The organism is Cohnella suwonensis, from assembly GCF_042655365.1.
Taxonomy (GTDB): domain Bacteria; phylum Bacillota; class Bacilli; order Paenibacillales; family Paenibacillaceae; genus Cohnella; species Cohnella suwonensis.
Genome location: NZ_JBHSMH010000005.1, coordinates 413,205 through 438,984 on the forward strand (window position 1 = coordinate 413,205; position 25,780 = coordinate 438,984).

Sequence of the window (25,780 nt, forward strand, 5' to 3'; positions counted from 1 at the left end):
GCCTCCTTCCCAGCTCATCGGATCATGAGCGCCGCGTTGCCGGCGGTCAGAATGATCGTCACGGCCAAGAAAAACATCAGGCCGACCGAAGCGAGCGCGGCGAACACGTAGATCAGCGTTTTTCCGATCGTCTGCAGGCATTGGACGATCGGCGTGTCTCCGAGCGGCTGCATGACCGCCCCCGCCACGTTGTAGATGAGGGCAAGCGTTAAGATTTTCAGCGCGGGGAACGCGCAGAGGAAGAGCAGCACGATAACGCCGGCCAAGCCTACGGCGTTCTTGACGAGCAAGCTCGCCGTCATGACCGTATCCGTCGCGTCCGAGAACATCTTGCCGACGACCGGCACGAAGTTGCCGGTGACGAACTTCGCCGTCCGGAGCGCGACGCCGTCCGTTACCGCCCCCGACGCGCCTTGCACGGAAAGCACGCCGAGAAACACGGTCAGCAGAATGCCCATGATGCCGATGCCGACGTTGCGCAGCAAGTTCGCGAGCTGCGTCGCCTTGTACCGGTCCGAGATCGCGCTGACGAGGTGCAGCACCGCCGAGAAGAACAGCAGCGGGAAGACGACGACGTGGATGAACGTCCCGACCGTATGGATCATGAACACGATAAGCGGATGAAGCACCGCCGCCGAGGCGACGCCGCCGGTACCCGCCAGCAGCGTCAGCAGCAGAGGCACCATCGCGAGCATGAACTGCACCATGTTCGCGATCGCCTCGCCCGCGTAGGAGGTCGCCGTCTTGAAGCTGTTCACGGCGAGAATGATAAGCACCATGTACGCGATGCCGTAGGCGACTTTGCTTACCGCGTTGCGTTCGAAGGCGCTTTGCATCGTCTCCAGCAGCATCGTGAACACGGAGAGCAGCACGATCGTGACGAGCAGCTTGCCGCTATACAGCACCTCGTGCAGGAAGAACCTTGCCAATCCGCCGAGCGCCCGCATCGGATTCCACGGTTCCCCGTTCGGGAACATGAGCTGCCGAAGCTCCGGCAGCTTGCCTTCCGGGAAGTAGCCGCCGTATTCCGACTTAAGGTCGTTCCAGTATTTCTGGATCTGCCCGAGTTCCACGTCTTCGCTCTGTTCCTTGGCGAGGTCGTCGGACAATCCGCCGTCCGCGCTACCGTTCGCGTTGCCTCCGGCGCTCCCGTCCGAGATCCGGGATTCGGTTCCGCCGTCCGGCGCCGCGCGTGACTGCGCCAGAGCGATCGTGTCCCCGAGAAGGAGGAAAACCATAAGCGCGAACAAGAGGACCATCGCTCTTTTCTCGATGCCCGCCCATCCCAACCTATCGTTCCAGCCCATGCTTTCCCTCCCGTCCCGCTCCCTTCGTCAAGCCGGCAATAAATTCAGCACCGTTTCGACGATGACGCTGATGATGGGCACGGCCATGACGAGAATGAGCATTTTACCGGCGAATTCGATTTTCGAGGCGATGCTTTCCAGACCGGCGTCCCGCACGATCTGCGCGCCGAACTCCGCGACGTAGGCGATTCCGATGATTTTGAGCATCGACTTCAGGTAAACCGCGGGAATGCCCGAACGGTCCGCCAGCTCTTCCAGCACGGTAATGACGTTGTCGATCTTGCCGACGAAGGCGAGGAATATCGCCACTCCGACGAACGCGGCAAGCAGGTAAGCGAACATCGGCTTCTGTTCCCGAATGATGAGAATGAGCACGGTCGCCAGAAACCCGATGCCGACGATTTGGACGATGTTCACCCGCTTCACCTACTGGAAAAGAAATATCGTTTTGATTTCCTGAAATAAATCGTTGAGCATCCGAACGACCATGAACAGGACGACGACGAACCCGATCAGGGTCACCCAATGCGCCATATCTTCCTTGCCCATCTGCTTCAGCACCGTATGGATCATCGCCACGATGATGCCGATGCCGGCGATTTGGAAAATGGTGCTGATGTCGATGTTCATCGTAACGGCCTCCTAAGTCGTTGACCGATCGCGCCCTTTCCGGCATCGGTTACAGCATGACAATGACGACGAGCGCGGCCCCGAGCATGCCCAAGCTGCGACTGAGCTTCTCGTAGCGCCGCTGGTCTTCCCTGGCCGTCCCTTCTTCGGCTTGAAGCTGGATCGACGCGAGCCGGATGTGCTTGATCTGGTCTTCCTTCCCGCTGCCGCCCAGCGTCGCCCCCAGCCGAACGAGCGCGTCCATCTCCGCTTTGCGCATCGCCGTCGATGGCCAGCGTTCGGCAATCGCTTTCTCCCAGATTTCCCTGACCGTCTCGCCGGACTCCGCGGATTCCGTGACGAGTCGGGTAGCGACCGCCGAGAATAGCGCGGACAGAGGCACGGACATCGGCTTGGCAATGCTGGCGAGCGCTTCGGGTAACGGCGTTTGGCCGTAGCCGACTTCCGTCTCCAATCGCTGCAGCGCATGCAGCAGTTCGCGAATTTGCCTCGGACGGGCTGCGAACCTCGCCGCCTGAAGGAAACCGATCATCGTCCCGGCGAACAGAACGAGCAGCACGCCCGCGAATTTAATCATGGCCGTCCCTCCGCTCCGCCGTTATGTGAGATGCCGGCGCCGGGGACCGGATCGTCGGCATCGCGCGGGTCTTGACGGTGACGGGCACGGGCTCGGCCGAAGAGACGGCCGGCGAAGGCGCGGGAGCGTCTCTCGGCGTCGCTCCGATCGTCCGACCGAACCGCCTCGACGCTTCGCGGACGGCTTCGTCCGCCGAGACGACGCGGTGCTCCACTTTGCCGCCGGCCCGCGACAGCAGCACGAAACGGCCGAACACGCCATCCGCCGCCAGTCCGGCCAACACCGGCCTCGCGAACACGTCGGCCAATCCCGAAGCGTGAGCCGTTGCCAGCACCCGCACCCCCGCGTGCAAAGCTTCCCGGATCGCTTCCGCGTCCTCAGTCCGGCCGATCTCGTCCACGACGACGACTTCGGGAGATAACGAGCGGATCATCATCATGATCCCTTCCGCTTTCGGGCAAGCGTCGAGAACGTCGCAGCGCGGGCCGAGGTCGAACGTCGGCACCCCTTTGTCGCTCGCCGCGATTTCCGACCGCTCGTCCACGATGCCGACTTTGCGGCTTCCCCAGCCGATCGCCGACGGATGATGCCACTGGCCGGAGCTGATGCAACGGGCGAGGTCGCGGATCAGCGTCGTCTTGCCCTGCTGCGGGGGAGATACGATCAGCGTGTGGGCGATCGTCTTCGCCCCGAAATCGAGCAATTCCGGCAATACTTCCGAGCCGAAGCCGACCCGGGCGCGGGCGACGCGAACGTTGAACCCGGCAATATCTTTCAAGTGGGCGACGGCGCCCTTGTCCAGCACCGCCCGGCCGGCCAGTCCGATCCGATGCCCGCCGGACACCGTCACGAAACCTCTGCGAAGCTCTTCCTCCACCGCGTACACCGAATGATGCGTGATCCTCTCGAGCAGCGCCCGGCAATGCTCGCTGGACGGAACGAACGCTTCGTCCCCGCGCTCCGATAACGCGCCGTCTTCCCGAACGAACGAATACCGGCTTGCGTATCCGATCTCGAGCGGTCTGTTCTCTCTTACTCTGATTTCCTCCAACGTCGTCTTGACGGGCGCCGGCAACTGCTCCAGCACCGCTCGCAAAGAGGCCGGGAACAGCTCCAACAACGGTTGCGGCAAGCTGGTTCCCCCTTTCCGCCGGAATCGTAATGGAATCTGTTTCATGTGTATGCTTGGACGACGCGATTATGACAGCTTGACCCTTCCTCGCGGACGAACCCGCCGTTATTTTCGGAGTATGCCGATGAGCAGGCAACCAACCCCCGCGAGAATCCATACGAACTTCGAGGGCGACAGCTTGTCCGCGATGCCGACGAGACCGATCGTCGTCGTCGAGATCAAGACGAGCGGTCCGACCAACGCGAGCATCGCATTGACGGCGAGCGCCTTCTGCACGTCGTTCAGCCTCAGCATGACGATCGCCGCGGTAAGTTCGATGCTACCGGACAATATCCGAAGCATGGCCATGCTGAAAGCGGCCTTGTCCATCCCCAATCCCCTCCCCGATACGCTAATGAGATGTTCCATTATATGCGGTACGAGCCCGCAACTTGTCTGCCTGGGGAAGAAGTTTATCCTTTTTGCTTGGCTTAAGCTCACCTCCGCATAGGCAGGTGCATATATTGCTTTGTAAAATTCCACCTTGTCACTACGGGGAGAGAGCATACATGAACAGGACGACGCTTACGGCCAAATGGCCCGAAGGATTATCGGATCCGAGCGGCAGCAGGCACGCGAAGCCGCGCGCGAAGGGCCGGACGATGATCATCGACAAAGGGATCGGCGTGCACGCTTTCGAAGATTTGCTATCGACGTCCGGACAATATATCGATATCGTCAAATTCGGCTTCGGCACGTCGCCGCTCTATCCGCCCGAAGTGCTGCGGACGAAGATCGAAACGGCGTCCAAGTACGGGGTCGCGGTCATTCCCGGCGGCACGTTGCTGGAAGCCGCGGTCAGGCTCGACGTCGTCCCAGGATTTTTCCGCCAAGTGCTCGCTTTCGGATTTACGGGCATCGAAGTATCCGACGGCACGATCAACATGAGCCGCACGCTCCGGAGCGACTTGATCCGGGACGCTCGAAGTCTCGGCTTGACCGCGTACACGGAGTACGGAAAGAAGCTGTCGGGCTCTCGCATCGACATTCGCGATTTCGCTGAAACGGCGGAACAGGACTGGGCGTGCGGGGCCGAGCTCGTAACCGTCGAAGCGAGGGAGTCGGGCAAAGGGGTCGGCCTGTTCGACGAGCGCGGAGAACACCGGGAAGGAGAGCTTGCGATGATTCTGGAAGCCGTGCCGAACATGGACCGCGTATTGTGGGAGGCGCCTCTGAAGGAACAGCAAGTGTATTTGATCCGCGAGCTCGGGCCGAACGTCAACCTCGGGAACATTCCAGTCAACGACGTACTAACGCTCGAGACGATGAGACGCGGGCTTCGTTCCGATACGTTCGGTCTTCACCGCGAGCCTTACATCGACTATATGATCTGAGCGGACCCCGACTCCCCACGCTCAAGCCCCGCGTTCTAAACGCGGGGCTTGTTCCATATCGTGTACCATTCGGTTATTCCATTTCGAGCAGCGGGAGCGTGCATCGGTATGTACGGAGAACTCGTTCTCGTCGCTTTAATCGTCATCGGTCTGATCGGCCGTTCATCGATCATTACGACCGCCGCCTGTATTCTGCTCATCATCAAGCTGACCCATCTGGACCGGTACCTTCCGGCTATCGAGCGAAGAGGCATCGAACTCGGCCTGTTGTTCCTGACGCTCGCGGTACTCGTCCCGTTCGCTTCCGGCCGCGTGCAGCCGAAAGACCTCGTCGCGGCGTTCACCGGTTGGACGGGCTGGGTCGCCCTGGCGGGGGGCGCGATCGGCGCGTTCCTGAACAGCCGGGGATTGGACACGCTTCGCGCCGATCCGCAGCTCATCGTCGGTATCGTGCTCGGCTCGATCGCGGGCGTATTGCTCCTGCGAGGTATCCCCGTCGGTCCGCTAATGGCCGCCGGCATCAGTGCCATGCTAATCAAACTCGTTCAGTTGTTCATGGATAAATGAAACGGCGAACCGCCGCCCCCATCTGCGCAAAAAAACCGCCTCCGCGTCATCCGCGCGCTTTCGCGAGGATGACGTGAGGCGGTTTACTTCATAGGCCTATCTATTATCTGCGATCTTGAGGACCGCCGACGAACGCCGTTTCCGCCGTGTCGAGGCTATACGCCGTATGAAGGGCGCGAACGACTTCCTGGACCGGTTCGGCCGCGATGACGCACGACACTTTGATTTCCGATGTGCTCACCATTTTGATGCTGACTCCGACGTCGGAGATCGCCTTGAACATCGTCGCGGCGACGCCCGGGTTCGACACCATGCCGGCTCCGACGATCGAGACTTTCACGAGACCTTCTTCGTACGTCGTCTCGCGGTATGGCACTTCGCCCTTGATGCTCGCGAGCACGTCGATCGCGCGCTGGCGATCGCCCAGCGACACGGTGAACGAGAAATCCGCTTTGCCGTCTTGCACGCCGCTCTGCACGATAATATCGACGTCGATGCCTTTGTTCGCGAGCGCGCCGAACATTTTCGCCAGTACGCCCGGCACGTCCCCGACGCCTAGCACGCTGATGCGCGCTACGTTTTTGTCCGCTGCGATTCCTCTAACGACGATTCCTTGTTCCATTTCCGCGGCCTCCCTCACCAACGTGCCTTGATTTTGCGTAAAGCTCGAACGTACGACCAAGTTGACCTTATAGTGCTTGGCGTACTCCACCGCGCGCGGGTGAAGCACCGCGGCGCCCAGATGGGCCAGCTCCAACATCTCGTCGTACGAGATTTCGTCCAATTTTCTCGCGCATTTCACGACCCGCGGGTCGGTCGAATAGACGCCGTCGACGTCCGTATAGATCTCGCACACGTCGGCTTTGATGGCCGCGGCCAGCGCGACCGCGGTCGTGTCCGATCCGCCGCGTCCGAGCGTCGTGATTTCCCCGCTTTCCGACATCCCTTGGAAGCCGGCGACGATGACGACGTTGCCTTCGTCGAGCGCCGCGAAGATCCGGTCGGGGGATATGTCGTTGATGCGGGCTTTCGCGTGCACCGCTTCCGTCACGATGCCCGCTTGCCAGCCCGTGAACGATTTAGCGGCGTGTCCGTGCTTATGGATCGCCATCGAGAGCAAAGCGACCGAGATTTGCTCGCCGGTGGTCAGCAACATATCCATCTCGCGCGCGGGCGGATTGTCGTTTACTTCGTTCGCTTTATCGATCAGATCGTCCGTAGTATCTCCCATCGCCGACACGACGACGACGACGCGGTCGCCTTGCAGCTTTTTGTCGATTATCCGCTGCGCTACCCGATTCATCCGCTCAGTCGTCCCGACGGAACTTCCGCCGAATTTCATTACTATCAAAGACACCGGTAGTCACTCCCCCAGAGAACATCTGCATACAGCATTATATTATAGCATAAGTCCATCGGCCCAAAAATAAAAAAAATTCCCGCGCGCACTCCAATCCGGAGAACGGCGGGAATCGTCTGTTCCTGCATGATTAAGCGCGGGAAACGTATTTGCCTTCGCGGGTATCGATCGTCAATACGTCGCCTTCGTTGATGAAAAGAGGCACTTGGACGGAATAACCCGTCTCGAGCTTCGCCGCTTTCGTCGCGCCCGTCGCCGTGCTGCCTTTAATGCCCGGCTCCGCTTCGACGACTTTCAAGTCGACGCTGTTCGGTAAGTTGATACCGATGATTTCGCCTTGGTAGCTGGCAATGTTCACGGTCATATTCTCGATGAGGAAGTTGACTTCCCACTCGAGCTGGGACTTTTTCAGTTCGAATTGGTCGAACGTCTCGTTGTCCATGAACGTGTACTCCGTGCCGGAGTTGTACAAGTATTGCACGCCGCGGTTCTCGACGTGCGCGCGTACGACGTTCTCGCCGGCGCGGAACGTTTTTTCTACGACGTTGCCGTTGCGGAGGTTTTTGAGCTTGGAGCGGACGAACGCCGCGCCTTTGCCCGGTTTTACGTGTTGGAAGTCGATAACGCTGCACAGAGCGCCGTCCACGTCGATCGTCAAGCCTGTTTTGAAGTCGTTTACGGAAATCACTTCGATATTCCTCCTGTAGAGACGTTGCTCTTGATTAGTCCAGCGTAATGAGCTGTTTGGGCGATTGCGTCAATATCCGGATACCGCTCTCGGTCATGACGACATCGTCCTCTATCCTTACTCCGCCGAAGCCGGGGAGATAGATACCTGGTTCGACCGTGACGACCATTCCCGGCATGAGCACGGGGCCGCCCGACTTGGACAAACGCGGCGACTCGTGGACTTCCATCCCGAGGCCGTGCCCTGTCCCGTGGCCGAAATATTCTCCATAACCATACCTTGTGATGATATCCCTCGTCAAGGCGTCCCCTTCGACTCCCGTCATTCCGGGACGTAAGTTTTCGAGGGCGTGAAGCTGGGCTTCCAGCACGATGCCGTGGATTTCGCGGTGCTTGTCGCTCGGCTTGCCCACGACGATCGTGCGCGTAATATCCGAGCAGTACCCGTTATAGTAGGCGCCGTAGTCCAGCTTGACGAATTCGTCCCGGCCGATGACCCGGTCGCTGGCGGTGCCGTGCGGCAACGCCGAACGTTCGCCGCTTGCTACGATCGTGTCGAACGAAGAGCTCGCCGCCCCTTGGGAGCGCATGAACACTTCGAGTTCCAGAGCGACCGCCTTCTCCGTCATGCCAGGCTTGATGAAGCCGAGAATGTGCCGGAACGCGCGGTCCGCGATGTCGGCCGCTTCCTGCATGATCGCAAGCTCGCCTTCGTCCTTGATCTCCCTCAGCTTCTCGACCATTCCCGCGGACGTCGACAGCTTCGCCGGCGCGAAATCCGAAGCCATCTTCCGATAGGAAGCGATCGTCACGTCGTTCTCTTCGATCAGCAGCGTGCCGACTTTCCATTCCCCGAGCAATTCGGCGATTTTGGCGTTCATGCTCGCGCCGTGCTCTTCGATCCGGAACCCGGCCGCTTGCTGCGGCGCTTGTTCCCGGTAACGGAAATCGGTCACGAGCACGGCGTCGTTCGCGGTCACGAGGACGACGCCCGACGAACCGGTGAACCCGCTCAAATATCTCCGGTTGACCGGATGGGTGACGAGAAGGGCATCTCCTTCCGAAGACGCGAGCAACTCGCGTAATCGCTTGATACGCGCATTAGGCATGAATGATTCCCCGCTTCCGGCATTTCGTTAGTTTCTCGTTCGTTTCGCCTCGATGTGACGGCAAAGGGCTTGCAGCCCCAACTCATAGCCGAAGGGACCGAATCCGGCGATTTGCCCGACGGCGACCGCGGCGGTTACCGAGACGTGGCGAAACGCTTCCCTCTGATGGATGTTGGACAAATGAACTTCGACGACGGGCAGGTTGACGGCGGACAATCCGTCCCTCAGCGCGTAGCTCGTGTGGGTCAGCGCGCCCGGATTGATTAGAATGCCGTCGTGCTTGCCATACGCAGCGTGAATCTCGTCGAGCAGCGCGCCTTCGTGGTTCGATTGGAAAAAGCCGAGGGAGACGCCGAGTTCCTTGCCGTATTCGGCGAGGCGCGCTTCGATGTCCGCCAGCGTCGATGCTCCGTACACGCCGGGCTCCCGAATGCCGAGCATGTTCAAGTTAGGTCCGTTCAGCACCAAAATGCTTGTCATATCCGATGTTCTCCTCCCGCTAATAGCCGGAATCCGGTTCGGCTTCGCCCTTCCCCGGAGTCGTCAAGTCCATCAGGCATTATACCATATTTGCCCTTCGCGTTGAAGCCGCGACCGGCGGCGACCGGATGCCGGCGAACGGGCGTCAGGAAGCCGGCTGCGGCGAGTCGCCCCTCCCGTTAGCGGTAGGCTCGCGGCCGGATTCGTCGTGCAGTTCGAAGGCGATGCTGTAGCCGATGAAAAGTCCCCATGCGAGAAACAGGCAAAAGTCGGTGGCGATGCTGCTCCACCCGATTTCGCGCAACGGCGGCACGGTGCCGACGAGCGGTCCGAGCCAGGCGTAACATAGCGCCCACCAGAGCGCGCCGAACCAAAAACCCGGCCAAGGGCCGCCGAGCCGGCCAAGCGCGGCGACGTAGACGACCGCGGCGAGCATGGACATCAGAATGAACATCCCCCAACCCGCTAACTGCCAATAAAACCCGGCCAAATACGACCGCGGCACGAAAGGGTCGAGCAGGAACGCCTGATGGACGTTCGTTAAATTCAAGCCCGTCGCGAGCCATCGGATCAGCCCCCAGAACACGCCCGCGAAAAAACCGATTTTCAGGCTGAACAAAATCTTGTTCGTCGGCGCGGGATCGTTGCCGTTGCCGTTGCCGGCCTTCCCGTTCCTGTTCTTTCCGCCGCCCTTCTTACGCTCGCACTCTCTTTCTTCCTCCATGCTGGCCAGCCCCCGATCTCCAGTCGTTAAACTGCGAACTAGTATTTCCTCCCCGCCTCCCCCTTAACCGCCGGGAGAACCGAATTCCTTTGCTTGTGGCGTTCCATCCGCCAATCTAGTAAAATAAGATTACTTGGGCCGTCGATTCCCGTCGCCCAGAGTATCAAGATAAGCAGGTGGCTAACCATGTCGGATCAAACACCCGCGGTCTACGGCGGACAAGCGGTTATCGAAGGGGTCATGTTCGCGGGTAAACACGTCCACGTGACGGCCGTTCGCCGCAAGGACCAGCAGATCGCCTTTTTGGAAGTTCCGAAGAAACCGAACGCGTTCCTATCCGCTTTGAAGAAAATTCCTTTCGTTCGCGGCATCGTCGGCATTATCGAATCAGCCGCCAAAGGCTCTCAGCATCTGACGTTTTCCGCCGAGGCTTACGCCGAAGACGAGACTTCGCCCGAGGACGCGGCCAAGAGCAAGGAGAAAAAGGAACGATGGAACTTGACGATGATTCTCGGCGTCGCCGTCGTCGGCATTCTCTCGTTCGCGGTCGGTAAAATTATTTTCACGTTAGTGCCCGCGTTCGTCGAAGGCATGATCTTTAGCCAAGCCTTCGAGAATAAGATATTGCACAACCTGCTGGAAGGCGTTATCAAAATCGTATTCCTGCTCTGTTATCTCTGGTTCATCTCGCAGACGCCGCTCATCAAGCGGCTATTCCAATACCACGGCGCCGAACACAAGGTCATTACCGCTTACGAAAACGGATCGGAATTGACCGTCGAGAAGGTACAGAAATTCAGCCGGTTGCACTACAGATGCGGAAGCAGCTTCATCATTTTCACCGTCATCGTCGGCGTCATCATTTATTCGTTCTTCACGTGGGATACGATGGGAGAAAGGATTTTGCAGCGTCTTCTGCTGCTGCCGGTCGTGCTCGGCGTCTCGTACGAGGTGCTTCGCTGGACGAACGCCCTGAGGGATATTCCGGTGTTGAAATGGCTGGGCGTTCCGGGGTTGTGGCTGCAGCTGCTGACGACGAAAGAACCGAACGACGATCAAGTCGCCGTCTCGATCGCTTCTTTCAACCGCATGATGGAATTGGATCGGCAAACCAGCAAGAGCTGAAACAAAGCGCAAGGAGGACGATGAGGATGAAAAACCGAATTCAGCCTTGGTTCGCCGTCGTACTCGCCTTCATGGCCATCGGCGTGGCCACGAGCCTGTTCCGGGGCTCCACCCAAAGTTGGCTCGTGCCGGTCGCGCTCATCGCGATCGTGTACTTGCTTTACAAGTTTCCGCCGAATCTATGGCGCGCCAAGCTGAGCAAGCCGAAGCAACCGGCGCGCAAAGCCCGCCCGGACTTCCGCCGGACGAACGCGAAGAGCGAACGGCGCCGCAATTCGACGTTCACCGTCATCGAAGGACGGAAAGACAAGGACGACGAGCCGCCTCGTTACCATTGATCGGCGGCAACGCGAACGGATGATACGCCAAACAAAACCGCCTCCCCGGGCTTCAAGCCAACGGGAGGCGGTTTTGTTATATTCAAGTACCCGGTTCCGTCATCTTCGTCATCGTTACCTTCAACGTGCCGGACTTTCGGTCCCAGCCGCGGAAAAACTTCTCCCCCGCCCGCAGCCCCGATTCGTAAAGCGCGAGGCTCATCTTCGGCGACAAGTCGAACGACGTGCTACCGACGCCGAGCGTCGGGATTTTGATCGTTCGGATAACGTTATGCTTCTCGATATATCTTTCGTCGTGCGCCCCGAGCATCGTTTCGAACATCGCCTGGAACATCGTGACCGGACCGGAAATGCGGTGGGGATGCGCATCGGAGCGTCCGACCATCTGGAAACCGATGACCGGGATCGGCGCCTCTTCGTTCGCGTCCCGTTCGAACAGCCACAACGGAAAATTGCTCAACAGACCGCCGTCCACGACATACGACGCTCTCGACTGGATCGCGCTTCTCTTCCGTTCCTTCCAAGGCTGCTTCAGGACGACGGGATCGAAGAAATACGGAATGCTCGTGCTCATCCGGATCGCCTTGGCGACGGACAGCTTGCCGGGCTCCGCGCCGTAATGGCGAATATCTTCCGGCAAGACGAGAAGCTTTCCGTTCGTAATGTCCGAAGCGACGATCCGCAGCTTGCCTTCCGGCAAGTCGCCGAAACATCGGATGCCTCTGTCGGCCAGCATGCTTTCGACCCACGCTTCCAAGGCGTCGCCGGAGTAAAGTCCTTTGCGAAGCAACACTCTGAGCGCCGGTCCGACGAGCTTGGCGTTGTAGAGGGCACCCCGCTTGAGGAGCGACTTGAATGGGGTCCTCTCGATCATGTCCCGCATCTCGACCGCCGAGTACCCGGCGGCGATCAATGCGGCGACGATGCTCCCCGAAGACGTACCCGCCACGCGATGGAACACGATTCCGTTCTGCTCCGCGGCGCGGACCGCGCCCGTCAGCGATATGCCCTTCACGCCTCCGCCTTCGAAAACCGCGTTCACCGCCGTCGTCTGCACGCGTTACTCCTCCGCCGGGCGGTCCGCCCGCTCCGCCCTACCTTCATCCTTATGCGGCGCCGATAACGCATAAAACCATTCTTGGCGATAACGTTAAAAAAACCGCCCCTCTTCCGGACGTGCCGGATGTTGGCGGTTTCCCCTGTTTGCATGCTTATTCGCTTATTCAAGCTCGCCGGCGGCACCGGTTACTCGTTGTCCAACTCCGCGCGCAGACGGCTCAATTCTTCCCCGCGGGAAGGATCCCGGTTGAAGTATTCGACGAGAGTCTCGATGCACGTAATGGAGTCCCAGCTCAAGTGGTGCTCGATGCCTTCCACGTCTCCGTATATCTTGTCTTCCTGCACGCCGATGATGTGCAAAAACGTCTCCAAGAGATGATGCCGGTCCATGAGCCTTTTGCCCGTCTTCTTGCCTTTGTTCGTCAGGACGAGTCCGCGGTACTTCTCGTAAATGAGGTAATTGTCCTTATCGAGCTTCTGGATCATCTTCGTTACCGATGAAGGATGAACTTCCAGACCCTCGGCGATGTCGGATACGCGGGCATAGCCCTTCTCCTCGATCAGCCGGTAAATTCGTTCCAAATAATCTTCCATGCTTGGGGTCGGCAAAGCTAATCCCCCTTTCCTTCAATATCATACACCTCTGCGAGGTTCGGGAGCAAGTCCGACTGTCGAAAAGAATCGTACCGGATCGCAATTCGCATACTAGCCGTAGGGCCGCCGGGGACAGATTACATACGGCTATCCCGACGAACAAGCGGAAGCGCTCCGCGAATTCATCGCGGAGCGCTTCTTCGAATTATTCCGGAAGCTTATCTTATCCGAGCCACTTCGGCGTAATGCCTTGCAGCCAAATCGTAATCGTCGTCATCCGGTCCGTGAACAGCAGAATGCCCATGACGATCATGAGCGCGCCGCCGATCTTCATCAACAAGTTCGAATACGTCAATATCCAACGAGCCGTTCCCAGGAAGAAGGCAAGCACGAAAAACGGAATCGCGAACCCGAGGGAATACGCCGTCGTCAAGCCGGCCCACGTGCCGGGATGGCTTGCCGCGAGCATGAGGATCGAACCCAGGATCGGTCCGATGCAAGGCGACCACCCCGCCGAGAAGCCGATGCCGAACACGAACGAGCCCAAGTAACCGGCCGGCTTCCAGTTCATCTGAATCTTGCGCTCCTTCATGAGAAGCTGCGGTTGGAACACGCCGGCCAGGAACAGGCCCATGAGCACGATGAAGATGGCGGAAAGCTTGCGGATCGTGTCCTGATGGTCGCGGAACACGTCCGCGAACACGTTCGAGCCGTAGCCGAGCGCGAAGAAGACGGCGGAGAAGCCGAGAATGAAGAAGAAGGTGTGGCTCATCGTCTTGAACCTCATGCTCCGGCTCGTGTCCGTCTTGATCTGCGACACGGATACTCCCGTTATGTAAGATAAGTAAGCCGGATAGAGCGGCAAGCAGCACGGGGATATGAAAGAAGCGAGCCCCGCGGCCGCCGCGATTCCGACGTTCACGTCTGCCATGTCTTGAAGTCCTCCCTTTGGGCGACGACGGCCGCCCGATATATCATCGATGCCGTTAGGCTATGCTCCCCTGAGACGACGGAACAGCATCGACGCAATCAGCACGGAGATGAGCAACAGAACGATCGTGCCGCCAGGCGCCAAGTTCGCGACGCCGGCGATCCACAAGCCGGCGAGTACGGCGACTTCGCCGATGACGACGACGAGCACGACCGCTTGTTTGAAGCTTCGGGCGAGCGTCAAGCCACATGCGGCAGGCACCGTCAAAAGTGCGGACACGAGCAACGCGCCGACGGTCTTGATCGAGGCGCTGATCACGAGCGCCGTCAATATGCTAAGCATGATATTGAAGTATTTGACGGGCAAGCCGCTGACCGCCGCCGCGTCCTCGTCGAATGTGAGCAGGAACAGTTCCTTCTTGTGAAGCAGCACGAGGGCGAGCACGACGACTGTGATCGCTCCGATGACGCCGATATCGACCTGGTTGAGCGTATAAATGTTGCCGAACAAATACGAAATGACGTCCAGATTAAAGCCTTTGCCCATCGTGAACAAGATCGAGGCGAGACCAATGCCACCGGACATAATAATGGCGAGTGATAATTCGGCATAAGTGCGATACGCCCGCCGGATGAATTCGATGGCGAACGAAGCCGCGATCGCGAACGCCAACCCCACCACTACCGGGTATACGTTGATCAAGAAACCGAGGGCGACGCCGGCGATGCTGACGTGAGCCAGCGTGTCCCCGATCATCGCGAGCCGCCTCAGCACAAGGAAAAGCCCCATGAGAGGCGCAGTGATCGCGATGAGCGCCCCGCCGATCAACGCCCGCTGAAAAAATTCAAACGTTAATAAATCCACGCCGGGTTACCCTTCCTTCCGCAGCGAATGCAGCAAGTCCGTTCCGTCGCAGTCGTCCAGGTCATGAGAATGGCGAACGTAGAACGACAGCTTGCCGCTCCGTTCCTTCGGTTCCTGCCCCAAGTAAGAGCGGACCATCTCCATGTCGTGGGACACCATCAAGAACGTGATGTTATGCCTTTGGTGCATGTGCTTGATCATATGGAAAAAGCTTTGTTGCGTCTCGACGTCGATGCCGGTCAGAGGCTCGTCCAGAATGAGCAGCTTCGGGTTGTTGATGAGCGCCCTCGCCAGAAACACCCGTTGCTGCTGGCCTCCGGACAAGGCGCCGATCTTCTTGTTCGCCAAGTCGCCGATCTTCATCGCGCCGAGCGCGTCCTCGCTACGGCCGATATCGGTTTTGCTTAGCCGGCGGAACAGCTTCTGCCGCCCGTACATGCCGGATAGGACGACTTCCCGGACCGTGGCAGGAAAAAGCGGATTGAAGTGGCTCCGTTGCGGAACGTAACCGATATCATTCCATTCCTTGAATTGCGATGCCGGCTTGCCGAACAACGTAATCGAACCTTGCTGGGGTCGGGTCAGGCCGACGATCATCCTGAGCAGCGTTGTCTTGCCCGCGCCGTTGGCGCCGATCAAGCCGACGAAGTCCCTTTCCAAAATCTTGAAGCTGACGTCTGATAGGATCGTCTGGGAATCGTATGCGTACGATACGCCGTCCAGGCGGACTATTTCCCGATGGCAGCCGGCCTGCGGCTTTGCGAATTCGTTCATGGCTGGCGCTCCTGTTCTTCCGGGCGATATCGCCTTCGTCTATTCTATGTTAGATTACCCGAGAGCCTTCCGCAAGTTTTCAAGATTGCGTTCGCTGAGTGTGAAATAATCGTCCCCGGCTTTCTCTTGCTCCGGCGTCAATCCTTCCATCGGGTTCAGCACGAGAGTCTTTACTCCCGCCTCGCTAGCAAGCGTGTTCGCCAGCCGCTCTGATACGAGTTCCTCGAAGAAGATGTAAGGTATTTTGTTTTTCTTCACGAACTTCGCGATCTCGATTAAGTCCTGAGCGCGAGGCTCCGCTTCCGGCGAAAGCCCCAGAATCGCGATCTGATTGAGGCCGTAATCGCGGCACAAGTAGCCGAAAGCTTGATGGGAGACGACGATGTCTTTGCGTGAGAAGCCCGATAAGCCTGCGACGAGCTTGGCGTCGAGTTGCTTGAGCCTTGCCGTCAGATCGGCATATCTAGATTCGTATCCGGCGGCATGGCCAGGATCCGCCTTCACGTAAGCATCCTTGATGTTCGTCGCCATCATCATCGCCGATCGGGGGCTAACCCACGTGTGCGGATCGACATCGAGGCCGCCTTTTTCATGGCCGTGGTCATGATCTTCTTCGTCTTCTTCGGGATTGCCTTGGATCAGGTCGACTCCCTTGCTCGCTTCTACTCTAATGACGTCGCTACCGGACCCGGCGCCGTGAAGGAAGTCCTCGACCCAGCCCTCCAGGCCCGCGCCGTTATAGACGAACAAACGCGCTTTTGTCAGCGCCGTCAAGTCTTTGCTCTTCGGCGTCCAATCGTGCGGTTCGACGCCGGCCGGAATGAGGTTCGTGACGGACGCGTCTTCTCCGCCGATTTCCTTCGAGAAATAATAGAGAGGATAGAAGCTCGTGACGACTTTGACCTTGCCTTCGCCGTCCGCGGCGCTCGATGTGCCTCCGCATCCCGAAATGACGCTAACAATCATCGATAGGCCGAGCGCGATCGCCAGCCGGAAATGTACGTTACGTTTCATGGTCGTTCCCCTTAATCGTAATAATTATTATTAACATTCCGAATTATAGACGCAAGCCCGGCGAACTGTCAACTCGCAAAGTCGAATCCGTAAAAACAACACCCTCTAGTATGGCCATCCGGCACGCTTCGGGCGCGCTTCGGTTGCCATGCTGGAGGGTGTTGTCGGACTTGCTAGGGGAACGGTCCGGATCGGCCGTTATTTCACGATCGCGCCGTTAGGCATGCCTTCCGGCACGGTCGCGAGCGTTAATCGGTCGCCTTGGGAAGCGGCCAGAACCATGCCTTGCGACATTTCGCCGCGCAGCTTGACCGGCTTCAAGTTCGTCACGCAGATGACCTTGCGCCCGATCAACTCTTCCGGCTTATAGAACTTCGCGATGCCGGAGACGACTTGCCGGCGCTCGAAGCCGAGATCGAGCTGCAGCTTCAGCAGCTTGTCGGCTTTCGGAATCGGTTCGCAAGCGACGACCTGCGCCACGCGAAGCTCGACTTTCATGAAGTCGTCGATCGAGATTTCCGGCGCGAGCTCCGGCGTTTCTCCGTCAATCGAAGGCGTCGTAACTTCCGCAGCTTGTTCTTGCGGCTTCGCGGCGCCTCCCGCCATCGTTCCGGTAATGAAGGCGACTTCGTCTGCCAATTCCAAGCGAGGGAAGATCGGATCACCCTTGCTCGTCTTCGTTCCCGCGATCGCCGTCCCGAACGTTCTCAGGCTTTCCCAAGCCGTCGCTTCGCCTTGCGAGATGCCGAGCTGAGACCAGATCAGAGAAGGCGTCTTCGTCAAGAAAGGCTGGATCAGGATCGAGACGTAACGCAAGCTTTCCGCGAGGTGCCCCATGACGGACGCGAGCGCGTTCCGATTCGATTCTTCCTTGGCGAGCGCCCAAGGCTTCGTCTCGTCGATGTACTTGTTCGTGCGTCCTACGAACGCCCAGATCGCGCTTAGCGCCACGGAGAATTCCATATTCTCCATCGCCGCCTCTACCTTCTCGACCGTCGATCTTGCCGTTTGCTCCAGATCGGCGTCGAATTCGGTCGCTCCGCCCGCATATGCCGGAACGGTTCCGTCGAAGTACTTGTCGATCATCGCGATCGTCCGGTTAAGCAAGTTGCCTAGGTCGTTGGCGAGGTCGAAGTTGATGCGTTCGACGAAGTTTTCCGGCGTGAACGCGCCGTCCGCTCCGAACGGCACTTCGCGAAGTAAGTAATAGCGCACCGCGTCGAGGCCGAAATGCTCGATCAGCTTCGCCGGATCGACGACGTTGCCTTTCGATTTGGACATTTTGCCGTCCTTCATGAGCAGCCAACCGTGGGCGAACACCTTCTCCGGTAGCGGCTCCCCGAGCGCCATCAGCATGATCGGCCAATAAATCGTATGGAAGCGGACGATTTCCTTGCCGACGAGATGCACGTTCGCCGGCCAGAATTTGCGGTACAGGCCGTCGTCGTCCGTGCCGTAACCGAGCGCCGTAATATAGTTCGAGAGTGCGTCGATCCAGACGTAGATGACATGCTTCGGATCCCGGGGAACGGGAATGCCCCAGTTGAACGTCGTGCGGGAGACGGCCAAGTCTTCAAGTCCGGGCTTGATGAAGTTGTTGATCATCTCCGTCTTGCGCGACTCCGGTTGGATGAAGTGCGGATGGTCTTCGTAATAGGCCAACAACCGATCCGCGTATTTGCTCATCCGGAAGAAGTACGATTCTTCCTTGACGAGCTCGACCGGGTGGCCGCTGTCCGGGCTTTTGCCTCCGACGACTTCGCCCTTCTCGCCCCTAACGACGTCCGTTAATTGCGTCTCCGTGTAGAACGTCTCGTCGGGAATGCTGTACCAGCCTTCGTACTCTCCCTTGTAAATATCGCCCTGTTCCAGCAAGCGGTCGAAGATCTTCTGAACGACTTCCTTGTGCCGGGGCTCCGTCGTCCGGATGAAGTCGTCGTTCGAGATATCCAGCTTGCGCCACAGTTCCTTGATGCCGACGACGATGTCGTCGATGAATTGCTGCGGCGTCTTGCCCGCTTCCTGCGCCTTGCGTTCGATCTTCTGGCCGTGTTCGTCCGTCCCCGTCAAGTAGCGGACTTCGAATCCTCTAAGCCTCTTGTAGCGCGCCATCGCGTCTCCCGCCACCGTCGTGTAGGCGTGCCCGATATGCAGCTTATCGCTCGGGTAGTAGATCGGCGTCGTAATATAGAACGTTTTGTTGCTGTCGGTCATTCCGGCCATCTCCTCGAATTGTGATCGGTTTTTAAATGCAAAAAGCTCCCGTCCGCATGGGACGGGAGCGACGCTCACGTGGTACCACCCAATTTCCCCTCGCCGGCGGATATCCGCTCGCGAAGGCTCTTGTACGACGTCCGTTAACGCCGGACCCGCGTCGTCCTCTTACGGTAACCGGTCCGCGCATGCGGACGGAACTCGCTCGAAGCCGATTCCTCCGGGACCATTTTCCGAAGCCGTCCTATGCCGGTTCCCAGCTTCCCCGGCTCTCTGAAATAGGCGCGATTCCCCGTACTTATCCCATCACAAGAAGTGATATGAATGTTTCAATGCGCAAAATATACCCGATCCGCGTCGCTTTGTCAAATCGTACTTGTCATTTCTTGGGCGGCACCGGGTCGTAGCCCCCCTTGTGAAACGGATGGCATTTGCCGATTCTTCGCGCCGCCAAGTATGATCCTTTTAACGCGCCGTGCACTTCGATCGCTTCCAAGGCATAGGCCGAGCATGTCGGCAGGAACCTGCAGGACGGCGGAGTAAGCGGCGATATGTATGCCCGGTAAAAGCGGATCGGGGCTTGCAGCGTCATTCTCGCGATACGCATCAGCTTTCGCGTCCGGAGGACGATTGGGCCGGCGCTTCCGCGCAAGTTCCGCAATAGCCGAACACTTCGAATTTATGTTTGACGACCCGGAAGCCTCCCGGCACGTCGGTTTCCGACATCGGGCAGAAACGGATCGGCAGCGTCTTCTCGCAGTTCAGGCAAATCATATGATGATGTTGCATGATTTCGTCCGTCGTCCCCACAGGGCTTCCCTCCGCATTTCCGCTTCGTATTTTCTACTATGCCGGAAATCAACTATTGCGTCAAACGAACCGCGCAATTCGGGCGAGCCCCATAGACTATTACCACCCGCAACAAGTCGACGTTATCCATCAGATCCAAGTCGTCCGTAGACACCACTGCGTGCCGGTGTATAACCACGTGACGACCGTTTCGTTAAAGACGTCTATTGCGGCGATTTCTCCGGAGAGCGCGGCCTCCTGACGTCGAACGTCCGCAAGAGACATTTAAGACGTCGAAAGCCGACCGATCCAGCCCGGCTGGAGCGATCGGCTTTTTCGCGCCTCGCGCGGGCGACCCGTCTAGACGAACCACGCCTCTACCGCGACCAGAAGCCCGACGAACGAAAGAACGGACAAGCCCATGTAAATGCCGCCCTGGCGTTTCTTCAATTGGAAAAACCGAAGAACGCCCAAGCTCAGAAACGAGCCGATCATCAGAATGAACACGATTCCCGTCACGAACAACGCGGGGGAAACGTCCTCTACGTTAACCAAATCCACCGAAAATCCTCCTTCAAGCCTGTGCGCCTCGACATTCCGGCTCTATTTTGTCTCTAGCATTATACCGATTTCCCGCCGGACAAGCAAAAATGTCTTCGGCGTCCTATTAGACGCCGAAGAAGCTTTGCGACAGTATCGGAAGAGTCGGAAGAAATCGAAAACGGATACTTTCCGATATTCCAAGCAAAAATGTCGTCTCGCTATTGCCGAATAAACAATTCGTGTTCCAACTTTTCCGGAGGCTTTCTCTTGAAGCGGATGACGACGATCCCGTCGCCGGTCATATCCGCCCGGCCGGATCGAGGAAAGACGAGACATGGGAATTTAACGAGCTTCTTCTCGTCGTCCGGAAGTCCCGTAATCTTTAATCTTTCGGAAGTGACGAACAGCTGGAGGTGGCGCAATTGGACAGAAGGCGCAAGGCGCAACGTGACGGTCACCGTCTTCGCATCCCGCTTCACGTCGGCGCGCGCGTTGGCGCTTGGGCCTGTTTTCCCGTTCGCGTTCGCGTGGATTCGCGCTCCGTCTTTCCCGTGCTGCAATATGTTTTTCACGTATTGGTCGAGCCAGCCCGAGTCTCCTCGCCGGTCCCATTTCTCCGCCAGCTTCCAAGGGATTTCCTTGCCCAGCCACTGCTGGACGTCTTTCCAATCCGGAAGAGGACCGCTATCGAAAAAAGACCCCACCGGGATCCCCCCTTCGACGATTCGTTGCTTCTATACATATGCCCATGAACGTCCCTCCGTGCACGGCTTCCCGGTAACGAACCTCTGGGCGCTCGCCTTCATACACTGTTCCATGACCCTACAGCGAAGGAGTCGCATTGCCCATGCCTTGCATTGTCGGCAACGTCAAAATACTAAGCGTCGGCGGCAGCGGCGTCGTTCAGTTCGGGGATACGCTTCAGATTTCTCCTTCGAGCAGTTCCAAAACCTACGCCGGGGCGGGCTCGTTCCTGACCGGGGATTTATCCCGCACGAACAACGCCATCAGCGCGACGAACACGAACGATCCTGACGTAGAAGACTCCACGCAGAACACTATCGGCGGCAATTCGGGGGTAATCTAAATGATATGGAACGTTCAGCAAACGATCACGATCGGGCAGCTTCGCATAGACGGCATCACGAACTCCTCCGTCCTCCAGATCGGCAGCGCCGGAAGCATCCAAAGTCTTTCGCAGCTTTACAATACCGGCGGATTCAAGGAACCCGCGCCGGAGCTGACCGAGCTCGGCGCGGCTTCTCAAGCCTTATCGCTCGTGCCGTTGCCCAATCCGACTTAATCCGAAAGGGGGGGTGCCGATGAATACGCGTTCTCAAGAGGAGCGGCAGACCGCGCCTTACGTCTATCCTCAAGACTGGCCGTCGTTGCTGCAGCGGCTCATCATGACCGAAACCGCGCTGCAGCGCGTGACGAACCAGGTCGCCGGCATGCAGAAGCGCATAGACGAATTGTCGGCGAAACAGCCGGTCCATATCGAATACCATTTCGACCAGCTCAAGGTCAACCGGCTGGAAGGCACGCTGAACGTCGGCATTTCCCCGCAAGGCATTCAGGATATCGAACAACTTTCGACGCCGGATCCCTCATGCTTTCAAGTCAATTCGGTGCCCAGCGACAACGCGAACGAAAAGGACGAACCGCCCGACGAGCTGATCAAAGACTTGCAACGGACGGCGCTGGAGGAGATGGGTGCGAACGGCGAAAGCGCGCTGCTCGAGATGGAACGGCAGTTCGAATATCCGCTCGGCGCGGAGCATCGCCGGAGGGTCGTCGAGGACGTGGAGAATCAAGTGGGCGGACGCGTCCATTATTACGCCAGGAAGACGAAATATCCGGCATCCGGAACGGACGAGGAGAAGCGCAAATGGCGCGAAGACGTTCTCGGGAAGACGAGAGCGGACGTCAAAGCCGCCTTCTCGGATTATTTGAACAAACAAAAACGGCAGCAACCTTCGGCAGCGCAACCGCAACGCCGATAGAAAGGCGGGTTATGGAAGCATGGGCAACGCGATAACGTTAAACGTCAACAACGGTCCCGTCAAAGTCGACTGCATAACGCTCGTCGGCGTATCGAGTTCGTCCGCACTCCTTATCGGGGATACGGAATCCTTCTCGCTTTATTCCTATTTCGACACCCCTCCCGAATCGGTCATCGTCGGTCCTCTCGCGCCGATGCCGGTACCTCCGGAGGAGGAGGAGGAGGAGGAGGAATGAGCATCGGGCCGCGAGCGTCCATAATCGGTTGCGTGTTCGTCAATACGGTCAGTTCTTCCGGCATCGTTCAATTCGGGGACGGCGGCGCCTCGACGCTTCGCACGAAGGCGCTCGCCGTTCAGCGTAAAATCTCCAATTACGCGGACGACGAATTCAAATTCGAATCGTATCCGCTTTTCTACATGCCGAGACTCCGATTGGAGCCTTGCGACGAGGTCGCGTTCGACAGCCGCTCGACCGACTGCCCCGACATCCGCGTCGGGTGGATGTACATGCTCGGCGTTTCTTCGTCCTCCTTGCTGCGCGCCGGTTCCGGCGGCCCGGTCGATGCGGAATCCCGGATCAAGAACATTCGCCATTTCAACGATCTCGCGCTCGTTCCGAACCCGGGACATTCGCTGAAATACGAGGAATAAGCATCCTTCCGGTACAAACGTACAGGAGACTGAATGCCCCCCACCATATGCTGACATTGTGATTCGCCATCACAAACAAACAAAACTTCGGGAGGTTTTCTAAAGATGGGTTACCCGGTTGCAGGTGTAGGTACAGGTTGCGGTTGCGGACACGGAGGCATGGGAGCAGCTGCTTTCGCACTGGTTCTCTTTATTCTCTTGGTCATCATCCTTCGCGCTGGCTACTAATACAAAGCTAATTTCTTGAAACGAACCGCATACGCGCGAAAAACCCCTTCGGCCGAAGGGGTTTTTCGCGCGCGTCTTGCAACTTGAGGCTAAGCCGTCGGGGACGGCGTAATTTGCACGAGCTTCAGCGCCAAATGCAATTGAAGCCGATCTTCCGGATCGTCCAGAGAAACGCCTAGAATCGATTGCGCTTTCTCCAGACGGTAGACGATCGTGTTGTAGTGGGCGTACAGCTTCTCCGACGTCAGCTTGATGTTGCCGTTGCAACGAAAGAACATTTCGAGCGTCTCCACGAGCCGGCCGCCGCCTTTGCGATCCGCCAATTGCAGCGGAATCGCGTAACGATTCAGAAACTGCTCCCTCTCGTCGCCGGGCGGAATCAAATAAAGCAGCGAATAGACGCCGAGCTTGTCGTAATGGACGATATCTCCCGGCAAGCCGCACACTTCGGCTACCTGCCTCGCGCGGACCGCCTGCGACCAACTGGCCGGCAAACCTTCGGCGCGTCCGAACGTCCTTCCGGCGTACAATCGAAGCTCTTTATCCCCGAGCAACGAACGAAGCTCCTCCAGCAGCTTGGCGGACACCGCTTCCGCCGCTTTGGACGTTCCGTCGCCCGCGGATTCCGGTACAGGCACGACGATCGCCAAGTCATCGCCGACCGGCGAAACGAGCACCCCTTCCGCGGCACGAACCAGCTCCGAACGCAATCTTCGCGCAGTCTCCTTGAGCTTCTCGGCCGGATCGCGCCGCTGCATGCCTACGAGCAAGGCGCACATCGGCACGCCTTCCGGGACGACGCAGCCGCATACGTCCGCGCGAAGTTTCCAATCGTTATCCGAGACGATCTTTCCCGTAAGCCAATCCTGCACGAATTGATCCAAATATTTGCCCTCGACTTCTCTAACCGCCTCGACGTTGGCGAGCTCCACCCCGACAAGCGGCGCCATCCGATCGACGCTTAGCGCGTCTATCGCGCGAATGTCGCGACTTCGTTCGACGAGCACGAGGCAAGCTTGCCTGCCCCGTCCTTGCGGAATTTCCCGCGCATAGACGCGAAACGACCCTTGAAGCATGGCGAATCCGTTGCCCGCTCCGCGCGAGACTTGGCGATACGCGAGGGATTGCAGAAGCGGCCAAAGCTCGGATGGCTCCTTGACCCGCAAAGAGGCGGAAAGCCATGGCTTGTCGTTCTCGCGAACGATCGCCACCGGATTGTCCAGCAGGTCTTCCATCGCGTCCAGCATGCCGAAGATGCCTTTGCCTTCCAACAGAAACCGGGACATCGCTTGGATACGACGCTGAAGCTCGGAAATTTGCGACGTCTCGAGAGCGAGCACGTTCTCCATGACGGCGACGGCAAGCTCGGAAATGCCGCAGTCGCCGGGAAGCGCCAACAACGGCAAGCCGTATCTCTCCGCTTCTTCTACGACATCGCGAGGCACATCTGCGGAGTCGTCTCCCGTTCGGATGCCGATCGCCGCGACGCCGTTTCTGGCCAGCTCCGGCACGAGGCGGAGCAATCGGTCCGGTTCGTCGCGGTACGGATAGTCGGCGGCCATCAGAAACTCGCCCGGCCGGGTCAGATTCACTCCGTTTCCGTCCGCGACGTTGACGGCCGTGATCGGACGGGAAACGCCTTTATCACCGGTAAGTAAACGCGCGCCTTTCAGCAGCGGTATGCCAATCATATCCTTGACCGTGAACTGTACGTTCGAAATCGGCGTGGCAGATAGCTTATCTTTGCGCGGCATCATCGCCATGAGGGTACCTCCTTCATGCAATCCCGAATTCTGTTTTGTGTCATATAATATAACATCTTAAACGATAGAAATAAAAAAGCTGCTCTATAATGTTATATTTTATTACATAATCGCGAAAATGTCTTTAGCGAACATCGCTAGTTTCAGGAAAGATTTTCCCGGAATCGCAAAAGACCGACCCCGTCGGCCTCATGCCGTTAGGGTCGGTCTTCTCGGGAATCGATTGACGGAGGGGTTATTGGGTCGGTTGACCGCAAGCCGGGCAATAGTGGCTGTCCGCGTAAAGCGGCGTTTCGCAATGCCGGCATTTGATACGGTTATCGACGTAAGCGGATGCGCCTTCGTCCGTCGCCTTCTCCAAGGATACTCGACCAGACACCGAGGAAACCTCCACCTCCGACTCGTTCGTCCCGAACGCGTCCACGTTCTGCTCCGGCCGTTCGGACGGCTCCTCCGCGGCAACGGGCGCCGGGAACTCGCGACCGCATGAAGGGCAGAACCTCGCGTCTTCCGCCACTAGCTTGCCGCATTCGCAATCTTTCTCGTTGCGGATCGCCTTGATCCGATCTTGTAAACCGGCGATTTCTGCGCGAATGACGGCGATCTCCTCGGAACGGCGCAGCACTTCCGTTTCCGCAGTCAACAAGTTGCCAGCCGCGACGGCCTCGTATACGGATTCGCCGATCGAGGCGAACAATTTATCGACTTCCTTGCGCTTGCTCGATATTTGGGCGTGCAACTTCGTGATCTCGACCGTTTGCTGCGCTTTCTCCGTCGCCGTAGCGACCCCTTTGCTTACCGTATCGGTCAGTTTCTTGAAAAAATTCATGCCTACCACTCCTTTCTGACTCTTATTATCTCATACGACGGCCGACGTTACATGGTTCCGAAGCCCAAAAAAAAAACCGCCCGTTCCCGCCTTTTGGCGAAGAACGGACGGTTTT

General features: G+C 58.2%; 34 protein-coding genes. 10 read left to right on the forward strand and 24 right to left on the reverse strand.

Annotated elements, in window-relative coordinates; all coding sequences use genetic code 11:
* Positions 1-14: 14 nt before the first annotated feature.
* The 6 genes from spoIIIAE to ACFPPD_RS04130 form a co-directional block, all read right to left on the reverse strand.
* The gene (spoIIIAE, locus tag ACFPPD_RS04105) at positions 15-1,307 is read right to left on the reverse strand and encodes a stage III sporulation protein AE (protein WP_378081284.1); all 1,293 of its coding nucleotides are present in this window, start codon (positions 1,305-1,307) and stop codon (positions 15-17) included.
* Positions 1,308-1,334: 27 nt separating this feature from the next.
* A complete protein-coding gene (spoIIIAD, locus tag ACFPPD_RS04110; RefSeq protein WP_209743389.1) occupies positions 1,335-1,724 on the reverse strand; it encodes a stage III sporulation protein AD in 390 nt (129 codons plus the stop codon).
* A gap of 9 nt (positions 1,725-1,733) precedes the next feature.
* Positions 1,734-1,937 carry a stage III sporulation protein AC gene (spoIIIAC, locus tag ACFPPD_RS04115; protein WP_094050916.1) on the reverse strand — a complete coding sequence of 68 codons (204 nt, stop codon included), beginning with the start codon at positions 1,935-1,937 and terminating at the stop codon, positions 1,734-1,736.
* A gap of 49 nt (positions 1,938-1,986) precedes the next feature.
* Entirely contained in the window at positions 1,987-2,514 is a 528-nt protein-coding gene (gene spoIIIAB, locus ACFPPD_RS04120) for a stage III sporulation protein SpoIIIAB (protein WP_209743391.1), read from the reverse strand.
* Positions 2,507-3,646, reverse strand: a complete 1,140-nt coding sequence (spoIIIAA, locus tag ACFPPD_RS04125) for a stage III sporulation protein AA (protein ID WP_209743393.1) — start codon at positions 3,644-3,646, stop codon at positions 2,507-2,509. Before spoIIIAA ends, spoIIIAB begins: the two co-directional genes overlap by 8 nt.
* Positions 3,647-3,751: 105 nt before the next feature.
* Entirely contained in the window at positions 3,752-4,015 is a 264-nt protein-coding gene (locus ACFPPD_RS04130) for a YqhV family protein (protein WP_209743395.1), read from the reverse strand.
* A 179-nt stretch (positions 4,016-4,194) separates the two neighbouring features.
* On the opposite strand from ACFPPD_RS04130, the gene comA reads away from it, so the two are divergent.
* Together comA and ACFPPD_RS04140 are read left to right on the forward strand one after the other, a co-directional pair.
* Positions 4,195-5,019 carry a phosphosulfolactate synthase gene (comA, locus tag ACFPPD_RS04135; protein ID WP_209743397.1) on the forward strand — a complete coding sequence of 275 codons (825 nt, stop codon included), beginning with the start codon at positions 4,195-4,197 and terminating at the stop codon, positions 5,017-5,019.
* 108 nt (positions 5,020-5,127) lie between these two features.
* Positions 5,128-5,586: a DUF441 domain-containing protein gene (locus ACFPPD_RS04140; protein WP_209743399.1), complete on the forward strand. Its 459-nt coding sequence runs from the start codon at positions 5,128-5,130 to the stop codon at positions 5,584-5,586.
* 103 nt (positions 5,587-5,689) lie between these two features.
* Here the strand turns inward: ACFPPD_RS04140 and ACFPPD_RS04145 are convergent, their stop codons facing one another.
* From ACFPPD_RS04145 to ACFPPD_RS04165, 5 genes are all read right to left on the reverse strand, one after another.
* The gene (locus ACFPPD_RS04145; RefSeq protein ID WP_209743401.1) at positions 5,690-6,943 is read right to left on the reverse strand and encodes an aspartate kinase; all 1,254 of its coding nucleotides are present in this window, start codon (positions 6,941-6,943) and stop codon (positions 5,690-5,692) included.
* Positions 6,944-7,076: 133 nt separating this feature from the next.
* On the reverse strand, positions 7,077-7,634 hold the full coding sequence (gene efp, locus ACFPPD_RS04150) for an elongation factor P (RefSeq protein ID WP_209743403.1): 558 nt from the start codon (positions 7,632-7,634) through the stop codon (positions 7,077-7,079).
* Between the two features lie 34 nt (positions 7,635-7,668).
* A complete protein-coding gene (locus ACFPPD_RS04155; protein ID WP_209743405.1) occupies positions 7,669-8,742 on the reverse strand; it encodes a M24 family metallopeptidase in 1,074 nt (357 codons plus the stop codon).
* Positions 8,743-8,769: 27 nt separating this feature from the next.
* Positions 8,770-9,222 (reverse strand): type II 3-dehydroquinate dehydratase, encoded by a 453-nt coding sequence (gene aroQ, locus ACFPPD_RS04160; protein WP_209743407.1) that lies wholly within the window; start codon positions 9,220-9,222, stop codon positions 8,770-8,772.
* A 145-nt stretch (positions 9,223-9,367) separates the two neighbouring features.
* Positions 9,368-9,946: a YqhR family membrane protein gene (locus tag ACFPPD_RS04165; protein WP_209743409.1), complete on the reverse strand. Its 579-nt coding sequence runs from the start codon at positions 9,944-9,946 to the stop codon at positions 9,368-9,370.
* A 186-nt stretch (positions 9,947-10,132) separates the two neighbouring features.
* On the opposite strand from ACFPPD_RS04165, the gene ACFPPD_RS04170 reads away from it, so the two are divergent.
* Entirely contained in the window at positions 10,133-11,071 is a 939-nt protein-coding gene (locus ACFPPD_RS04170; RefSeq protein WP_209743411.1) for a DUF1385 domain-containing protein, read from the forward strand.
* A gap of 26 nt (positions 11,072-11,097) precedes the next feature.
* A complete protein-coding gene (locus ACFPPD_RS04175) occupies positions 11,098-11,409 on the forward strand; it encodes a hypothetical protein (protein ID WP_209743413.1) in 312 nt (103 codons plus the stop codon).
* A gap of 82 nt (positions 11,410-11,491) precedes the next feature.
* On the opposite strand, the gene ACFPPD_RS04180 is transcribed toward ACFPPD_RS04175, so the two are convergent.
* From ACFPPD_RS04180 to ACFPPD_RS04220, 9 genes are all read right to left on the reverse strand, one after another.
* On the reverse strand, positions 11,492-12,466 hold the full coding sequence (locus ACFPPD_RS04180; protein WP_378081290.1) for a patatin-like phospholipase family protein: 975 nt from the start codon (positions 12,464-12,466) through the stop codon (positions 11,492-11,494).
* A gap of 188 nt (positions 12,467-12,654) precedes the next feature.
* Positions 12,655-13,077 carry a transcriptional regulator MntR gene (mntR, locus tag ACFPPD_RS04185; RefSeq protein ID WP_209743415.1) on the reverse strand — a complete coding sequence of 141 codons (423 nt, stop codon included), beginning with the start codon at positions 13,075-13,077 and terminating at the stop codon, positions 12,655-12,657.
* Between the two features lie 208 nt (positions 13,078-13,285).
* Positions 13,286-13,993 carry a cytochrome c biogenesis CcdA family protein gene (locus tag ACFPPD_RS04190; protein ID WP_209743417.1) on the reverse strand — a complete coding sequence of 236 codons (708 nt, stop codon included), beginning with the start codon at positions 13,991-13,993 and terminating at the stop codon, positions 13,286-13,288.
* A gap of 60 nt (positions 13,994-14,053) precedes the next feature.
* Positions 14,054-14,857, reverse strand: coding sequence for a metal ABC transporter permease (locus tag ACFPPD_RS04195; protein WP_209743419.1), 804 nt, complete (start codon positions 14,855-14,857; stop codon positions 14,054-14,056).
* Positions 14,858-14,863: 6 nt separating this feature from the next.
* On the reverse strand, positions 14,864-15,631 hold the full coding sequence (locus ACFPPD_RS04200; RefSeq protein WP_209743421.1) for a metal ABC transporter ATP-binding protein: 768 nt from the start codon (positions 15,629-15,631) through the stop codon (positions 14,864-14,866).
* A gap of 54 nt (positions 15,632-15,685) precedes the next feature.
* Entirely contained in the window at positions 15,686-16,645 is a 960-nt protein-coding gene (locus tag ACFPPD_RS04205; RefSeq protein WP_209743423.1) for a metal ABC transporter substrate-binding protein, read from the reverse strand.
* A 198-nt stretch (positions 16,646-16,843) separates the two neighbouring features.
* Positions 16,844-18,859: a methionine--tRNA ligase gene (gene metG / locus ACFPPD_RS04210; RefSeq protein WP_378081294.1), complete on the reverse strand. Its 2,016-nt coding sequence runs from the start codon at positions 18,857-18,859 to the stop codon at positions 16,844-16,846.
* A gap of 379 nt (positions 18,860-19,238) precedes the next feature.
* The gene (gene yidD / locus ACFPPD_RS04215) at positions 19,239-19,466 is read right to left on the reverse strand and encodes a membrane protein insertion efficiency factor YidD (RefSeq protein WP_209743428.1); all 228 of its coding nucleotides are present in this window, start codon (positions 19,464-19,466) and stop codon (positions 19,239-19,241) included.
* On the reverse strand, positions 19,466-19,669 hold the full coding sequence (locus ACFPPD_RS04220) for a hypothetical protein (RefSeq protein WP_378081296.1): 204 nt from the start codon (positions 19,667-19,669) through the stop codon (positions 19,466-19,468). Before ACFPPD_RS04220 ends, yidD begins: the two co-directional genes overlap by 1 nt.
* Positions 19,670-19,724: 55 nt before the next feature.
* On the opposite strand from ACFPPD_RS04220, the gene ACFPPD_RS04225 reads away from it, so the two are divergent.
* A complete protein-coding gene (locus ACFPPD_RS04225; RefSeq protein ID WP_209743429.1) occupies positions 19,725-19,910 on the forward strand; it encodes a hypothetical protein in 186 nt (61 codons plus the stop codon).
* Between the two features lie 98 nt (positions 19,911-20,008).
* Here ACFPPD_RS04225 and ACFPPD_RS04230 read toward each other — a convergent pair whose 3' ends face one another.
* Both ACFPPD_RS04230 and ACFPPD_RS04235 read right to left on the reverse strand, forming a co-directional pair.
* Positions 20,009-20,209, reverse strand: a complete 201-nt coding sequence (locus tag ACFPPD_RS04230) for a hypothetical protein (RefSeq protein WP_209743431.1) — start codon at positions 20,207-20,209, stop codon at positions 20,009-20,011.
* A gap of 200 nt (positions 20,210-20,409) precedes the next feature.
* Positions 20,410-20,895: a hypothetical protein gene (locus ACFPPD_RS04235; RefSeq protein WP_209743433.1), complete on the reverse strand. Its 486-nt coding sequence runs from the start codon at positions 20,893-20,895 to the stop codon at positions 20,410-20,412.
* Positions 20,896-21,038: 143 nt separating this feature from the next.
* Between ACFPPD_RS04235 and ACFPPD_RS04240 the strand changes: the two genes are divergently transcribed.
* The 5 genes from ACFPPD_RS04240 to ACFPPD_RS04260 are packed head-to-tail and all read left to right on the forward strand — an operon-like array spanning position 21,039 to position 22,845.
* Complete coding sequence (locus tag ACFPPD_RS04240; RefSeq protein WP_209743435.1) at positions 21,039-21,278, forward strand: spore germination protein; 240 nt, start codon at positions 21,039-21,041, stop codon at positions 21,276-21,278.
* Positions 21,279-21,494 (forward strand): spore germination protein GerPB, encoded by a 216-nt coding sequence (locus tag ACFPPD_RS04245; RefSeq protein WP_209743437.1) that lies wholly within the window; start codon positions 21,279-21,281, stop codon positions 21,492-21,494.
* Between the two features lie 19 nt (positions 21,495-21,513).
* The gene (gerPC, locus tag ACFPPD_RS04250) at positions 21,514-22,194 is read left to right on the forward strand and encodes a spore germination protein GerPC (RefSeq protein ID WP_209743439.1); all 681 of its coding nucleotides are present in this window, start codon (positions 21,514-21,516) and stop codon (positions 22,192-22,194) included.
* A 19-nt stretch (positions 22,195-22,213) separates the two neighbouring features.
* Positions 22,214-22,429, forward strand: coding sequence for a spore gernimation protein GerPD (locus tag ACFPPD_RS04255; RefSeq protein ID WP_209743441.1), 216 nt, complete (start codon positions 22,214-22,216; stop codon positions 22,427-22,429).
* On the forward strand, positions 22,426-22,845 hold the full coding sequence (locus tag ACFPPD_RS04260) for a spore germination protein GerPE (protein WP_209743443.1): 420 nt from the start codon (positions 22,426-22,428) through the stop codon (positions 22,843-22,845). Before ACFPPD_RS04255 ends, ACFPPD_RS04260 begins: the two co-directional genes overlap by 4 nt.
* Positions 22,846-23,162: 317 nt before the next feature.
* Here ACFPPD_RS04260 and ACFPPD_RS04265 read toward each other — a convergent pair whose 3' ends face one another.
* Together ACFPPD_RS04265 and ACFPPD_RS04270 are read right to left on the reverse strand one after the other, a co-directional pair.
* Entirely contained in the window at positions 23,163-24,836 is a 1,674-nt protein-coding gene (locus ACFPPD_RS04265) for a PucR family transcriptional regulator (RefSeq protein ID WP_209743445.1), read from the reverse strand.
* A 235-nt stretch (positions 24,837-25,071) separates the two neighbouring features.
* A complete protein-coding gene (locus ACFPPD_RS04270; RefSeq protein ID WP_209743447.1) occupies positions 25,072-25,665 on the reverse strand; it encodes a zinc ribbon domain-containing protein in 594 nt (197 codons plus the stop codon).
* Positions 25,666-25,780 lie beyond the last annotated feature (115 nt).